The 14,697-nt window shown below is 63.3% G+C and carries 11 protein-coding genes; 1 reads left to right on the top strand and 10 read right to left on the bottom strand.

What is annotated here, in order from left to right; all coding sequences use genetic code 11:
- The first annotated feature begins 122 nt into the window (after nucleotides 1–122).
- Nucleotides 123–803 (top strand): GntR family transcriptional regulator, encoded by a 681-nt coding sequence (locus AXF13_RS11535; RefSeq protein WP_062253418.1) that lies wholly within the window; start codon nucleotides 123–125, stop codon nucleotides 801–803.
- Nucleotides 804–1,221: 418 nt separating this feature from the next.
- On the opposite strand, the gene AXF13_RS11530 is transcribed toward AXF13_RS11535, so the two are convergent.
- The 10 genes from AXF13_RS11530 to AXF13_RS11490 all read right to left on the bottom strand — a co-directional run bounded on the left by AXF13_RS11530 (nucleotide 1,222) and on the right by AXF13_RS11490 (nucleotide 14,674).
- Nucleotides 1,222–3,417 carry a putative bifunctional diguanylate cyclase/phosphodiesterase gene (locus AXF13_RS11530; RefSeq protein WP_062253417.1) on the bottom strand — a complete coding sequence of 732 codons (2,196 nt, stop codon included), beginning with the start codon at nucleotides 3,415–3,417 and terminating at the stop codon, nucleotides 1,222–1,224.
- Nucleotides 3,418–3,768: 351 nt separating this feature from the next.
- Complete coding sequence (locus AXF13_RS11525) at nucleotides 3,769–4,095, bottom strand: DMT family transporter (RefSeq protein ID WP_008682217.1); 327 nt, start codon at nucleotides 4,093–4,095, stop codon at nucleotides 3,769–3,771.
- Nucleotides 4,092–4,979: a tRNA (adenine-N1)-methyltransferase gene (locus AXF13_RS11520; protein WP_062253416.1), complete on the bottom strand. Its 888-nt coding sequence runs from the start codon at nucleotides 4,977–4,979 to the stop codon at nucleotides 4,092–4,094. The genes AXF13_RS11525 and AXF13_RS11520 overlap by 4 nt, the downstream gene beginning before the upstream one ends.
- 53 nt (nucleotides 4,980–5,032) lie before the next feature.
- Entirely contained in the window at nucleotides 5,033–6,646 is a 1,614-nt protein-coding gene (locus tag AXF13_RS11515) for a GGDEF domain-containing protein (RefSeq protein WP_062253414.1), read from the bottom strand.
- A gap of 17 nt (nucleotides 6,647–6,663) precedes the next feature.
- The gene (locus AXF13_RS11510; protein WP_062253411.1) at nucleotides 6,664–7,464 is read right to left on the bottom strand and encodes a substrate-binding periplasmic protein; all 801 of its coding nucleotides are present in this window, start codon (nucleotides 7,462–7,464) and stop codon (nucleotides 6,664–6,666) included.
- Nucleotides 7,465–7,501: 37 nt separating this feature from the next.
- Nucleotides 7,502–9,940: a penicillin-binding protein 1A gene (locus AXF13_RS11505; RefSeq protein ID WP_062253409.1), complete on the bottom strand. Its 2,439-nt coding sequence runs from the start codon at nucleotides 9,938–9,940 to the stop codon at nucleotides 7,502–7,504.
- A 128-nt stretch (nucleotides 9,941–10,068) separates the two neighbouring features.
- Nucleotides 10,069–10,362: a transglycosylase domain-containing protein gene (locus tag AXF13_RS17470; protein WP_417926388.1), complete on the bottom strand. Its 294-nt coding sequence runs from the start codon at nucleotides 10,360–10,362 to the stop codon at nucleotides 10,069–10,071.
- 60 nt (nucleotides 10,363–10,422) lie between these two features.
- The gene (locus tag AXF13_RS11500) at nucleotides 10,423–10,755 is read right to left on the bottom strand and encodes a hypothetical protein (protein WP_062253408.1); all 333 of its coding nucleotides are present in this window, start codon (nucleotides 10,753–10,755) and stop codon (nucleotides 10,423–10,425) included.
- A 15-nt stretch (nucleotides 10,756–10,770) separates the two neighbouring features.
- The gene (locus tag AXF13_RS11495; protein ID WP_062253406.1) at nucleotides 10,771–12,252 is read right to left on the bottom strand and encodes a DUF3999 family protein; all 1,482 of its coding nucleotides are present in this window, start codon (nucleotides 12,250–12,252) and stop codon (nucleotides 10,771–10,773) included.
- Between the two features lie 10 nt (nucleotides 12,253–12,262).
- On the bottom strand, nucleotides 12,263–14,674 hold the full coding sequence (locus tag AXF13_RS11490; protein ID WP_062253404.1) for a DUF2339 domain-containing protein: 2,412 nt from the start codon (nucleotides 14,672–14,674) through the stop codon (nucleotides 12,263–12,265).
- Nucleotides 14,675–14,697: the final 23 nt, after the last annotated feature.

Here is a 14,697-nt window from a genome sequence, read left to right as displayed (position 1 = left end):
ACGGCCTGTATTCATTGCCGAATAGAACGGCCTGCTCTATACTATGCGTGATATGGCGGGCGCGGTGCGCGCCCACCGGGCACGGGCGGAAAAGAGCCCAGAGAAGGGGTAGGGAAAGGGTCATGGGAGCGGGATACGTCTTTACCAAGGAATCGCGGCCCACATTGCGGGACAGGGCCGTGCAGCAGATCAAGCGGGCCATTCTTTCCGGCAAGCTGAAATCCGGAAGCCGGCTTATTGAGCAGGAGCTTTCGGAAAAAATGGGCATGAGCCGCTTTCCCGTTCGGGAAGCCTTCGCCAGTCTGGAGTGCGAGGGCCTGGTGACCATTGAGCCCTACAAGGGGGCGTTCATCAGCATACCGGACAGCACGGAGATCGTGGAGACCTACGAGATCCGCGAACTGCTGGAGGCCCACGCCCTGTCCCTGGCCATGCGCGGGGACGTCGCCGGGATCGCGGCCCGGCTGAGCGCCATCATCAGCGCCATGGACTCCGCCACCGAGCCCTCGCGCGAGGACTTTCTGCGCAACGATTTTGAATTCCACGAGACGCTCTGCAAGCTCTCCGGCAACAGCGTGCTCTATCGGACCTGGCTGACCCTTTCCACCAAAATCCAGATCCTGCTCAACGAAGAGTTGCACGTGGAATCCATGAGCCAGATGTGCAGAAATCACCAGCTGCTCTGCACCCTGATCGCTTCCGGAGATGTGGCGGCCGCGTCCGGGGAGCTGCGCGCCCATCTGCAACGCGGCAAGGCCAGCCTGCTCAGCCTGCGCCGGAACAAGGGAGACAGGGAAGGTTAGGGCGTGTTAACACTACGTTCTTTCGCCCGCTGGCGTCGTCGAACTTCACCTTTTATTCCAGTCACGTACCGTAAGAGTACGCTCCCTTCATAAAAGGGTCGTTTTCCTTGCCAGCGAACAAAATCCCAGTAGTGTTAACGCGCCCTAGAGCGTTTTGATATTGAAAATATCCCAACGCTCCGTGCGGATTTTCCGTGGAAAGCCGCACCGCGAAATTATCGCAAGGCGAATGTACTTCGCCGTTAAGCGATAATTTCAGGCGCAAAATGCTCTAGGGTCTGTTAACACTATAGAATTTTTGTTCGCCTGCAAGGAAGATAAACCTGCTTTGAGGGAGTGTACTCTTCTGGTACTCGACCGAAAAAGCAGGTGAAATCTGACGCGGCAGGAGGGCAAAAAGGCATAGCGTTAACAGGCCCTAGCCCCCGGCAGGCGTTGCCGGAAAGCCTTGCCCGTCCAGCAGGGATTCCAGCTTGGCGAGTTCAACCGGCCGCGAGTAATAATAGCCCTGGCCCAGATCACAGCCCGTTTCACTCAGGATGGCCTGCTGCTCCTTGGTTTCGACGCCCTCGCAGACAATTTTGAGGCCGAATGTTTTGGCGATCTGGACAATGCCGCGAATGATCATGATGCTTTTGCGCTCGGTCAGGTCCCGCTGCACAAAGCAGCGGTCGATTTTGAGCACGTCCGCCGGGAGGTCCTGTAACAGGCCCAGAGAGGAATAGCCCACGCCGAAGTCGTCGATGGCCACAGTGAAGCCGCTTTCCCGCAGCTTGCGGTTCTGCTGGATGATGGCATCGGGATCGTCCATCAGGGCGCTTTCCGTGATTTCGATTTCCAGAAAGGCATGGGGGATCGCATGGCGGTCCGCAATGCTTTTCAGGCGCTCCGCGAAGTTTTCATCAATGAAATGCAGCCTGGAGAAATTGCAGGCAACGGGCACGACCGGCTTGCCGGAGTCAAGGCGGTTGCGCAGTATCTTGCAGACTTCCTCGAACATATACAGATCAATCCGCTTGATGAAGCCGTTGCGCTCAAAGACCGGAATGAAATAATCCGGGAACAGCAGGCCCTTTTGAGGGTGCAGCCAGCGGACCAGGGCCTCCGCGCCGAGAACCCTGCCCGATTTCAGATCGACCTTGGGCTGGAAATAGGGCAAGAATTCCCGCTGGTTCAGGGCCTCGTGCATTGCGGATTCCACTTCAAGGTCATGACTGCGGCTGTTTTGCAGCAGGCGGAAGGTGTAATCCTTTTCGGAAAAGAGCACATGCTGGTCCCTGCCGTTTTTCTTGGCCTGGGAGAGCGCCAGGTCGGCCTGATAAATCAGTTCACGCGGCGTGTGCGGTTCTTTCCGCTCCCAGAGAATGCTGCCCATGCTGAGGGTGACGTGGGTGTCCGTGAGCGGCACGATATCATGCCGCAGATTCTGCTTCTGAATGTTCCGCAGAATGGTTTCCGCCACCTGGTTGATGCTTTCCGCGTCGGCGTCCGGCAGCACGATGACGAATTCCTCGCCGCTCAAGCGGCTGACCAGCCCCTTGTCCTTCGGCACGGCGTCTTGCAGGCAGCGGGCGATGCCCGCCAGGACCTGGTCCCCGGCCATATGCCCATAGGCGTCATTGAAGGATTTGAAGGCGTCGATATCCGCCATGACCACGCCCAGATTTCCGCTGCCGCGCGCAATGGCCTTTTCCAGATATTCTTCCAGACTCCTGCGGTTGGGCAGCCCGGTCAGATAGTCCATGGCGTTCAGTTCCGTGAGGCGTCGGTTCTGGGCCTGCCACTCGTTGTAGATCTTGTTGAAAACAAGGGCGAAGCCCCGCATTTCCCGGGACCCCTCGGGTGTCAGAAGAGTGGGAGCGCCTTTTTCGATTTTCCGCAGGCTGGTCAGATAGCGGTTGAACGGCCGTAGCGTCAGGGCATAGAAGCAGAGCAGCAGAACGGCCAGCAGAGCCAACACCACGGCATTGGACGCCTGTGCCGAGAAAAGCGCGTGTTCGGTGGCCGTTGCGGCCCGCGCCAGTTCCGCGTTTTTCCGGTTCTGGAGTTTCTGCCGAAATTCCTGCAGGTTGTCGCGAATGATCTGCTTGTTCTGCATGTAGATCGGGCCGAAGATGAAACTCATGGCGAGCACGGCTTTTTGGTCCGCCGAGAGTTGCGCCTCCCGGCTGTTCCGGCGGGCGGCGGCCATCTCGGGCGGCATATCCGCTTTTTTCATGCCGATGCTTTCCGCTACCAGGCGCATGGCCCAGGCTTCCCTGGCCACAAGGTCGTCGGATGCCTTTTTGGCGGCGTTGACCAGCGCGCTTTCCTCGGCGGTCAGATGCAGCGCCGCAAGCTGCTCAAGGACCTTTTCCCGGCGTTTCAGAATGGTGACTTCATGCCAGTAATTGCGCAGATACTCCGCGTTTTTGTTGGCGATGAAGCGCCAGACTTCCTGGGTCAGGTAATCGGAGGCGTCCGCAAGCGTCTGGCTCTGCTCCTCGCTCAGCCGCCTGCTGCGCTCCACTTCCACCTGGTTTTGCACGCGCTCGTAGACGGTCCGCACTTCCCGAACCGAGAACAGTATGGCCAGAACGCTCAGAATGAGCAGAATGACGAAAAGAGAACGCATATCGCGCGGCTTCTCCTTTAGAGCCGTTTGCGCTTGAAATTATTGCTTAACGGCGAAGTAAATTCGCCTTGCGATAATTTCGCGGTGCGGCTTTCCACGGAAAATCCGCACAGCGCGTTGAAATATTTTCAATATCAAAAGGCTCTAACGTCGAACACGGTGAGGCGCGCCGCGAAGACCGCCCCGACGGGCGGCCCGTAGGGGCGTGCCTGTAGCCCAAAGGGCGTACAGGCATCGAGAGAAACGCGGCGTGGATTCAGGCAAAAACCGCGTTTTTTTGCCAGAATAGCCCCTTTGAAACATATGTTTCAAAGGTAATCCGCTCTAAGTTCGATTCCCCTGCCGGAGGAGCTACGGGCTGACGGTTTTGAGCACGATGACCCCGCCCACGATCATCAGCACGCCCAGAACCCGGCCCCAGTTCAGGGCGTCGCCGAACACGGCCACGCCGATCAGAAAGGTGCCCGCCGCGCCGATGCCCGTCCAGACCGCATAGGCCGTGCCGATGGGGATATGCTTCTGGGCCAGGAACAGCAGCCAGCCGCTGGCGGCCATGCTCAGGACCGAGAGGGCGATGGCGGCCGCGCGCCAGGCGGGCGCGGTCTGGGCCAGCTTGAAGCCCAGGGGCCAGCCGATTTCAAACAGCCCGGCGGCGATCAGCACAATCCAGGGGTTCATGCCTCGTCTCCGTCCGGCATCGCGTCCGCGCCGGGGGCGGTCAGGCCCAGGCGGGCCAGGCGGGCGGCTTCCTGTTTGCGCTCGCGCGTGCCCATGGGCCGACGGGATTCAAAGTCCACGCTGCATTCCTGCTGGCGGCAGAAGACCAGAAAGCCGGTGTGCGCGGTCATTCTGTCCTCGGGCCGCAGCCGGTCGGCCACGGGCTTCCAGCGGCGGATCAGGATTTCGCAGACCTCGGTTTCCGCGAAGGGACCCTGCTCCAGGCCCAGCAGGAGCTTGCCGACCTGGTCCACTGTGGGCAGCAGAAAGCCAAGACTCGCGCCGGGTTTCACGGCTTCGACGGCCTGTTTCAGATATTCCCAGGGGGTGCGCACGTCCAGAAAGAGCGCGTCTGCCCCGCTGACTGCAAAGCCTTCGGCCACATCCCGGTGGTGCAGCTCCACATTGCCGCCCACCCCGGCCCAGTCCAGATTGCGGCGGGCCAGGCGGGTGAATTCCTCGCGCGCGTCGTGGCTGACTACTTTGCCGGTGGGCCCGCAGAACCAGGAAAAGCCCACGGTCAGGCCGCCGGAACCGCAGCCCGCCTCAATGATGGTGCGGCCCGGCCCGGCCCCCAGGCGCAGGCAGATATAGGCGATGTCCTTGGCGTAGATGATCTGGGTCTGGCGCTTGATGCCCTGGAGGCGGTCAAAGAGCGTGGCCTCCAGCACGCGGATGGGAACGCCCAGCGTGGTGCTGGTTTCCGAACCGAAATCCAGGGCCGCCACCTGGGCGGCGGGCAGAGTGCCGTCGTTGCTGTGCCAGTCCCGGCCTTCTTCCAGCCGTTTGATGTAGCGTCTGCCCTTGGGGGTCACAAAGACCACTAACGAGCCGTAGGGAATCATGCTTTTCCTTTCTGTCGCAAAGCCGTGCGTCAATGCCCGGCCGTTACGTTCTGTTACAGCGCCGTTTCGCCCGGAAGCGAAGATGCGGCGGGGTTGTAGAAACAGACTTGGTTGCGGCCGGAGGTTTTGGCCCGATACAGGGCTTTGTCCGCGTATTCCGTCAACTCCTGATTGCTCATGGGGCTGCCCGCCTCGCGCAGAGCCACGCCGATGCTGGCCGTCAGATGCGGGGCCACGGACGAGCTTTGATGCGGGATCCGGAGGTTCTGGATGCGCTTGCGCAAGCGTTCCCCCACGGCCAGCGCCTCGGCGGCGGAAACGCCTGGCAACAGCGCGCAGAATTCTTCGCCGCCGTAGCGGAAGGCCTGGTCCACGGAACCCCGCAGCTCTTCGAGCATGGTCCGGGCAACGGCTATGAGCGCGCTGTCGCCCGCCAGATGCCCGTAAGCGTCATTATAGAGTTTGAACATGTCCACATCAAGCATGAGCAGGGCCAGCGGGCGGTCCCGGCCGCTTCTGGCCAGGCAGGCGTCGAAATGGCGGCGGTTGCCCGCGCCGGTCAGGCCGTCCACCAGGCTGAGATTTCTGAACCTGTCCTTTTCCTGCTCCAGCAGGCCGGAACGGGCGGAAAGGTCCGTAACATGCCTGCTCACCACGGGCAAGATATTGAGCATGTCCTGCAGTTCGCGTACGCGCACGGGCGGCAGATTTTCCACGCGGCCGCCGTCGCGGATGCGCCGCAGAGAGCGCGAGGCCAGGGTCAGGGGCGAGAGGATGTAACGGTGCAGGACCAGGATGAAGACGCAGAAAATCAGGACAATGAGCACGCCCGAAAGGTAAAAGACGAAATGCGTGCGCCGGGCCGATTTGCTGATGTATTCCATGGCCCAGTGGGTTGCTTCCGCCTCCTTCGACGAGGCGAGGTCGCTCAGTTTCCGTAAAAGCTGGTCAAACTGTTTCCATAGTTCACGGGCCTCCGTGTCGGCATCGGAATGGCGTTGCCGGGCCTTTTCCATAGCCTGGCGGCTTTCGCGCAGGGTGACGCACTGGGCGAGCGCCCGCGGAAGGGTTCCGGGCGCGGCGCGGAGTTTTCCGCAATAGGCAAGCACGCGTTCCGACACGCGCGCATCATCCTCCGCGGGCATGGCCTCATGCCTGTCCTCTCCGGCGTAAACGCCGAGGCGCGCCTCAGTCTGGACAAAAAGGCGCGCGGCTCGCGCCAGTTCCTCTTGCGCGCGGTCGCTGCGTTTTTTCACAGCATCCAGCGCGTACAGCAGGGACTTGGCCGAGGTTGCGTATTCCACAAAGCGGGAATTGGCCTCAAATACCGACTCCGTGGCCAGCGCCAGCGCGTTGACCAGGGCATCCCGGCGTATCTCGGCGTCGGAGGCGTTGTAGACCGTTTCCACGTAGCGGCGCAGGCTCTCGATATTGATCAGGGTGCGCTGATTCTTGAGAATGCCCGGCAGATGGACCTGATTGGTGCTTTCGGCGGCGGTTTTGATTTCCTGGAGATTGTCGTCGACATACCAGTAGACGAGGGCCAGAAGGCAGACCGTGGGCAGAAGCGCCAGGGCGATAAAACGGTAAATGCCGATCCGGTGGAACCTCTCGGCCCGTCCGTCGGGAGACCGTGGCGGGGGCGCCGCTGTTTCTCGGGTATCCATGCGCTGCGCGACAGTGCTCAATAAATGTTGAAGGGGAAATATTTTCTGGTGATGTGGTTGTATTCGCCGTTGACGCGCATGGTCATGAGGGCCTTGTTCAGAGACGCAGTCAGCTCACGGTCGCCCTTGCGCACGCCGATGCGGGCCAGGCTCAGCACGTCGTTGATTTGCAGAGGGTCTCCCACCATGCCGAAATCCTTTCCCGCCCGGCTTTTCAGGAAATCGTAACAGGCCAGGGCGTCGGCCAGCACCACGTCCACCTCGCCCCTGGCTAGCATGCCGAAAAGGTCCGCAAACGGCGCTTCGACCACTGTGGCCACATCCGACCATTCTTTCTTCAGAATATCCAGTTGCATGGAACCGGTCTGCGCGCCGAGCCGTTTGCCGCGCAAACCCTCCTTGGTGACCGGCAGGCCGGGCCGCCCGATGTAGATGGTGCTGGACCTGTAATACGGTTCCGTAAACTCCATGTATTGTCTGCGCTCCGGCAGGGCGGCCAGCCCGGCGATCATCACATCCAGCCCGCCACTGATCATCTTTTGCAGCAGGTCGTCGAACGGTTCGATGACGAACTCGCAACGGGCGTTGATCTGACGGCAGAGGGCTTCGGCCATGTCGCGGTCAAAGCCGGTGTGCTTCCCCTGCGCATCCGTGAAGGCCATGGGCGGATAATGGTCTTCCAGGCCCACGCGCAACACGGCAGGCGCGGCTTTTTCCGCCCCGGCGGGCAGGATGCGCTCCCGAAGGAAAAAAGCGGCCAGCGCGCAGGCGCAAAGCAGAAGCGGGATGCAAACCCGGCGGCAGGAAAAAAGAGGCATGCGCGTTCTCCAGGAAAAATGCGTTGAGAGCGGCGTATCAGAACATCTGACGCATCAGGTCTTCGCCGCCTTCGGAGGTGTCCACCACCGTGCCGTCCTGGGCGCCGGCGTCCGTGGCCGAAGCTCCCTGCAGGGGCATGTCCGCCCGGTAGGCGAAGCCGCCGGACATGACGATGCCCTCGGGCATGGTGAAGTCCTTGGGTTCGTACAACTCCTCCACCACACTGCGGTAATAGCGGAAGATGGGCGCGGCCGTGCGGCCGCCCTGTTCCAGGCGGCCCAGGGACTGCAATTGGTCGTAGCCCACATAGACGCCGGTGACCAGGTAGGGCGTGAAGCCCACGAACCATGCGTCGTGCTCGTCATTGGTGGTGCCGGTTTTGCCCGCGATGAAGCGGCCTTCGATTCTGGCGCGCGAGCCGGTGCCGGCATTGACCACGTTTTTGAGCAGCGTCGCCATGATATAGGCGTTCTGGGGGCTGACGGCCTGCCAGTGTTCCTCGTCCTGGCGGTAAAGTTCGCGGCCCTGGGCGTCCGTGATGGAGGTGATGATCCGGGGGCGCACGCCCAGGCCCTGGTTGGCAAAGGCCGCGTAGGCCTGGGTCAGGTTGAGCGGGGACACGGCCACCGCGCCCAGGCTCACGGAAAGCTCCTGCGGAAAGCTGGGCTCCAGGCCCAGAGCCTTGGCCCGCTGAATCACATTGGCGATGCCCACTTGCTGGGCCACGCGCACGGTGCTGGTATTGCGCGACAGGGCCAGGGCCTGATGCAGGGGCAGCTCGCCCTTGTAGTTGTGCTCGTAGTTGGAGGGTCGCCAGACCTCGTTGGTGTAGGGGTTCACGTAGACGAAAGGCGCGTCCAGCACGATGGAAGACGGCGTGAATCCGAAATCCATGGCTGTGGAATAAACCACGGGCTTGAAGCTGGAACCGGGCTGTCGGCGGGCCTGGGTGGCGCGGTTGAAATGGCTGTCGCCGAACTGGAAGCCGCCGATCAGGGCCACCACGTCGCCGCTCTGCGGCTCCAGGGAGGCCAGAGCCCCCTGTACGGCCGGTTCCTGCTGTAACAGCAGGGGAACGGGCGCGTTCTTTTTGACCTCGGCGGCGTCAAAGGGCACGGTCTGTTGTTCCTTGCGGCCCTTGGCGTTGGTTACGGTGGTTTTGCGCGGCGCGGCGGAAACCCAGATCAGGTCGCCGGGGCTGAGCACCAGCTTGGCGTCCTTGATTGCCGGGGCGTAGATGCCCGCCACTTTGGGATTGGGCTTGCGCGCCCAGGACATGTTGGCCACCGGGATGACGCCGGTATAGCCCTTGCCCAGGTTCACGCGGGCTTCCTTGGCGTCCACGGCGGTGACCACGGCCTTGACCCAGGACTCGCCCGCCAGATCCAGGGGCGTAAAGGAGCTGGCTTCCAGAAAGGCGTGCTGCTTTTCGGCATCCAGCTGTTCCAGGGGGCCGCGCCAGCCCTGGCGCTTGTCCAGTTCCTCCAGGCCGCGCCGCAGGGCCTGGCCCGCGGCAGCCTGCTGGGCGGGCACCATGGCCGTGCGCACGGTAAGGCCCGCTTCATAGACATAGTCCTCGCCGTACTTGCGGGTGTCCACTCCCAGGGCCTTGAGGTTATGCTCGGTGAAAAATTCGATGAGCAGGCGGCGGGCCTCCTCCAGATACCAGAGGGCGGCCCCGCCCTGGCCTTCGGGCATGCTCCAGTAGACCAGGGGCTCGGCCGCGGCCTGTTCGTATTCTTGGGGGGTGATCCATTTCAGGTCGCGCAGGCGGCCCAGTACGTACATCTGGCGGCCCTTGGCGGCCTCGGGATGGCGAAAGGGATTGTAACTGCTGGGGGCCTTGGGCAGACCGGCGATGACCGCGCTTTCGGCCAGGGTGATGTCCGAAGCGTGCTTGCCGAAATAGGTGCGCGCGGCGGCTTCCACGCCGTAGGCGTGCTCGCCCAGGTAGATCTGATTCAGGTAGATGGTCAGGATCTCGTCCTTGGAGAGATCCTTTTCCAGGCGGTAGGCCAGGATGGCTTCCTTCATCTTGCGCGTGTAGCTGCGCTCGGAGGTCAGCAGCAGTTGCTTGATGAGCTGCTGGGTGATGGTGCTGCCGCCCTCGCCCGCGCGGCCTTTGCGGAAGTTATTGATGGCCGCGCGCGCGATGGCCACCGGGTCCACGCCCATGTGGCGGTAGAAGGAGTCGTCCTCGGCGGCCAGGAAGGCCATGGGCAGAAAGCGTGACATGTCCTTGAGGCCGATGACGAAGCGTTTTTCATGGTAGAGGGTGCCCAGCACCGAACCGTCGCGGGCCAGCACCGTGGTGGCCTGCGGCGGGTTGTAGTCGGCGATGCGGGTGATGTTGGGCAGATCGCGGGAAGCCCAGTACAGGAGCAGGGCCGCGCTGCCGCCGCCCGCCAGACCGCAGACTAAAAAGATGCCCACCAGCCAGAGGGTGAGCTTTTTCCAGGAGAATCTGATCTTCATGGCAGGGCAGTACCGTTTTTTTGCCTTGGCGTAAAGGGCGGGTGGGGAAATCCGGCTGGAACGGGACAGCTGCGGGGGGAATGTTGCCGTAAGGATAAATTACAAAATACGGACCGGAATTGCCGGTCTTATTCCGGCCTTTCGGCTGTCGGCCATCCTTCGATTGGGGAGGCCGAATGCGTCATGGGCTCGGTTGCGGCTCGAGCGTATTCGGGGGACGTAATCCAGCCCAGGCGGCGCAGAGCATCCAGTACCGCCATTTGGCGAGTTTTGGCCCGGCCCGGATGGCGTAAAGGGCTGCAGGAGGCGGGGCAGCGTGCCAGACCAGCCAGCAGGGCACACTGCCCCGTGCTGAGCGCGGCGGTGTTTATGCCGAAATAGAACCGGGCCGCAGAATTTACGCCGACAGAATGGCCGCCCAGATAGATATGATTCAGATAGAGGGTAAGGATATCGTCCCGAGATAGATTATACTCCAGTTTTCAGGCCAGCAGACTTCGCTTCAGAAGGTAGTCGGCATCTTTTTCTCCGGAGCGCAGCAGCCATCTGGCGAGATGGCGGACGATAGGGCTGTTTTCTCCATTCTCGCGCCGGAGGAAGGCCGTATCTTCCAATGCCAGAAAGGCCAGAGACAGCGTGCGCGGCATCGCTTCGCGTCTGACTGCGGCCTGTTCCAAGAGCGCGTTCACATCGGGCAGATCACACCAGAGTTCATAGAGCCGGAAGGCTGCCGTCCCGGCCGCCGACAGCAGGATGCACAGCGCTACAGCCGTCAGCCGGAGGGCTGTTTTTTTCCGAAGGCCTGGGCATCCCATGCGTTGCGGACTCCTTCATTCCTTGGGCTTGCGCAGCAACTGCACGGCCATGAAGGCCATGCAGGCGGCTCCGAGCAACAGCACGCCCCAGAGCAGCAGGCGCTGGCCGCCGGAGGTTTCGGCATAAGCCGTGGGCGGCGTCTGCGCATGCAGCTTGTCCATTTCCAGCCTTGCGGGCGCGGCCTGCACGGGCAGTTCGCGCAGGGCGGCGTCCCGCGTATCGGCGGCTTCCTCCGTCTTGAGACTGCCCACGGCCAGGATGTAGGGCCCGGGCCCTCCGGCCATGAAATAGAGTTGCTGGCGCGCCCAGCGCACCAGCAAGGCCGGGGCTTCCGCCCTGTCGCCCCGCAGGCGCAACAGCAGGGTGAACGGCGCGTCACGCAGCAGGGGGGCGTTGTTCTCCGGTCCCAGCCAGTTCCGGTCGAACGGAACCGGGTCGCTGTGCCGGAGGTCCCGGCCGTTGCCGCCCAGCCGGTAGTAAAAAAGAGGCGCGCGTTCTTCCCAGACCAGTTCCGTTTCATTCTGCCGCCGGGCGACCTGATGCCGCGCGTTGCGTCTCTCAAGCAGAGCCGGGGTCAGAATGCGGCCGCGCAGCAGAACATTGTCCGAGTCCAGCTCAGGCTCCAGGCTGAGCACGGGCAGGCCGCGCGGAACCGTGTAGCCGAAGCCCCCGGCCTTGTCGTCCTTGCGGCCGTGCAGGCGGACGCTCTGGACCGGCGTCGCATTTTTGGCTTTCTCGCGCGCGAGGAGTTCCCGCACCGGAAAAAGTTCGCTCCCGGCGGCGGGCACAAGCAGCATGTAACGTTGATCAAGCTCCCCGACGGGCAGCTCCAGCATTTCCAGGCTCTGCCCATCCACGCGCAGGCGGCCCAGGGAGGGACGCGCCGCCAGAGACCAGTGTTGCAGATCCCGGCTGACATAGAGTCGGGTGCTGAGCATGGAGCCGCGCTGGCCGTCCGGTCCCGCCGCACTGTTGGAAAGCGTTTCCCCCGGCACCAGCCGCACGCGATCGAAGCGCGGGCGCTTCTGGTCGAAATCCACCAGCAGGCCACGGGTTTCGTATTCTTCGTTTTTGTCGCGTCCCGGCCCGGATGCGGGCGCGTCCCGGCCGTCGCGCAGCAGGGCGACGCCATCCGGGCTGACGCGCACCCTTAGGCTGAAGCAGGGGAATGCGTGTTCCCGCGCCGGTTCCGGCAGGGATTCGACGGCGTTGATGCAGATGGCTTCGGCCTGCCCCAACCTGTTGAAAACACGCACATCGCGCAGGGGCGACAGGCGGGAACGCTCATAGACCAAAAAGGGCAGATCAAGCCGGTAGACCGGGGCGTTGCCCCTGGTTTCAATGGGAATCAGGGTGCTGAAATCCCGTGGCGTCAATTCCTGCTCCCTCGTGGCTGCATGGGCGGGCAGGGCCGCCAGCAGCGCGGCCAGGGCCAGAGCCGGGAGCGGAAGCCATGTGGACAAGTGGAAGAAGGAAGGTCGGCGGCTGGAGGACATGGCGGCTCCTTTACGGCGCTGGGCTGGAGTTCTGTTCGGAGGCTTCTTCCCGCCGCTTGGGAGGCAGAGGGCAGAAATAGCCCATGCCCAGCATCAGCAGCCCCAGGAAAAGGAAGGAAATAATCCGGTAAACGGTCTGGTGGTCGGCCAGATCAAAGAGCAGCAGTTTGCAGAGGGTCAGGCCCAGCAGGGCCGCCCCGGCGAACCAGAGTTTCCGTTGCCGGAAGACGCGCGAGGCCGTGAGCACCAGACCCAGGGCGATGCTGCCCCAGAGCACGGACAGCACGGCCTGGAACACGGGCGAACGGACCAGGGCCGCCGCCGTGTAGGGGCAGTATGCGTACCAGGAAACGGCCCTGGCCGCGACGACCGTGCAGAGCGCGAAAGCGCCCGCGCCGAAACCCGCGAGCAGCCCGCGGTACAGGCGTTCGGGCGGGAAGCCCGTATGCCGCATGCCGCGCAGCCAGTACAGGCAGGCCAGCAGGCAGAGACTCTGGGCCATGTCCAGGGGGCCCAGCAGGGGAATGTACGGAAGCGGCGCTGCCGCGCCGGGCAGGGCGCAGAAGAGGCAAAACCAGCAGACCAGGACAAGGCTCAGGACAAGGCCGCTCCAGCGGACCGGATCGGCCGGGCCGGACAGAACCGGCAGGCGGGAGCCCCGGCGGAGCAGGAAAAGAAAGGCGGCCGCCAGAATGGTCAGAAGCAGGAGGCTCCAGGCCGGGCCGAGCAGCGGCAGGCGGCCCAGGTCGTGGTTCGCGGCCGGAAGCAGCAGGCCCGGCACGGAAAGCAGGACGGCGTTTGCCACGATTTTCCGGTAACGGTCGCCACTACTGGGCCAGGGCATGGAGCGGAGGCAGAAGACAAAGGAGGCCCAGGCCAGGGGCAGGGCCGCAAGGCCGCCGTGGCTCCAGGCCAGAGGGGAGACCGCGGGCGGGGGGCGCAGGGGCAGAAACGGCAGGAGCGCAAGGTCCGGCAGAAAACGCCATTGCGAGAGCAGCAGGGCCGGAAGCAGCAGATGCCCGGCGGCGGCAAATGCCCGCCAGCTCAGGCGCGTCCCGATGCGGACCCAGAGCACGCAGCTCAGGACCGTGAAGACCAGAGCGGCATTGGCGAAAAGCTGTTCCTGAACGTCGAGGAAACCGGAGAGTATGTTCAGGCCGGTGCCCAGCCACCAGATCATGGCCCAGGTCTGCCAGGGCAGCAGCATTTCGCGTTCCTGCCGACCCAGGACGTTCCGGTGCCGCGAGCAGAAATGTACCAGCAGCAGGGCCGCCAAGGTCATGACCAAGCCGCAGGCCATGCGGTTGTCCAGCAGGCCGCCGGGCAGGGAGATCAGTTCACGCAGGGAAAAGAGATCCATGAAGGTTGTCGCCGCCAGCAATTGCAGCGCATAACCCAGAAAACGCAGCAGGGGGCGCTTCTGCCGCAGGCCCAGCCAGATCAGGCCCAGGCCCTGCAAGGCCCAGGTGCAGGTGGTCCAGCTCAGATCCAGAGCCAGGGGCACGGCCAGAGCGGAGAAGCCCAGACCCAGCACCAGCAGCGCTTCGCGGGTCAGGCGCCGGGCCGCTCCGTCGCGGCGGCGCAGCCGCCAGCCCAGGCCTATGTGCCAGGCGGCCATGCCCAGCGCGCTGAAGGCCGCCATGTAGGGATAGGGCCGCACCAGATAATACTGGTAGCTGAACGTCAGCAAGGGCAGGCCGAACAGCAGGGAGGCGTGCAGATAGCGCCGGGCCGCGCCCGCGCGCCCGGCCGTGCGGGCATCCATGGCGTCGGCGTGCGCGGCCAGTTGCAGCTGCATGAAGCTGAACAGGACGAAGAAGAACAGCAGAAAGAGTTCAACAGGAAAGAACATCCGGGCTTCATAGGAGCGTCCGCCCCAAAGCCCGCCGATGCCGTAGACTGCGGCAAAGGAGATCAGCGCCGGGATGTCCCAGGCCCTGAAGCGGAGCAGGAAGGCATTGCCCAGACACAGTACCGCGTAATAACCGAACAGGCCGAGATAATCGGCGCTGCCCGTGGAGAGCAGCACCGGGGCCAGAAAGCCGCCCACGGCGGAAAGCGCGGCCAGCACCTCGGCGTCGGCGGCCAGAGCCAGCACGGCAACGCCCAGAACCAGAGCGACCATCATCCCGAGGGCGGCCAGGGGGGAGAGCAGTTCCAGGCGGGCGGCCGTGAACAGCACGAAGTAGAGCACCACCGCGCCGCCGCCCATGAGACCCAGGCCGTAAAGGGCGTTGCGGCGGCGCAGCCGCCAGCCCAGAACCTGCATGCCCAGACCGGCCAGACCTACCAGAGCCAGGCGGACTTCCAGACTGACGTAGCCGTGCCGGACCAGATAGCCCAGGGCAAAAGCGATGCCGGTCAGAAACACGCAGAGTCCGGCGTAGAGCATGGGATTGGCCCGCAGCCAGCCCCAGACCACGGTTAACGCTCCGGCCAGGGCGG

The organism is Desulfovibrio fairfieldensis (genome assembly GCF_001553605.1).
GTDB classification, from domain to species: Bacteria; Desulfobacterota; Desulfovibrionia; order Desulfovibrionales; family Desulfovibrionaceae; genus Desulfovibrio; species Desulfovibrio fairfieldensis.
The sequence above is the reverse complement of the archived record's forward strand: the minus strand, read 5'-3'. Positions and strand labels throughout refer to the sequence as shown.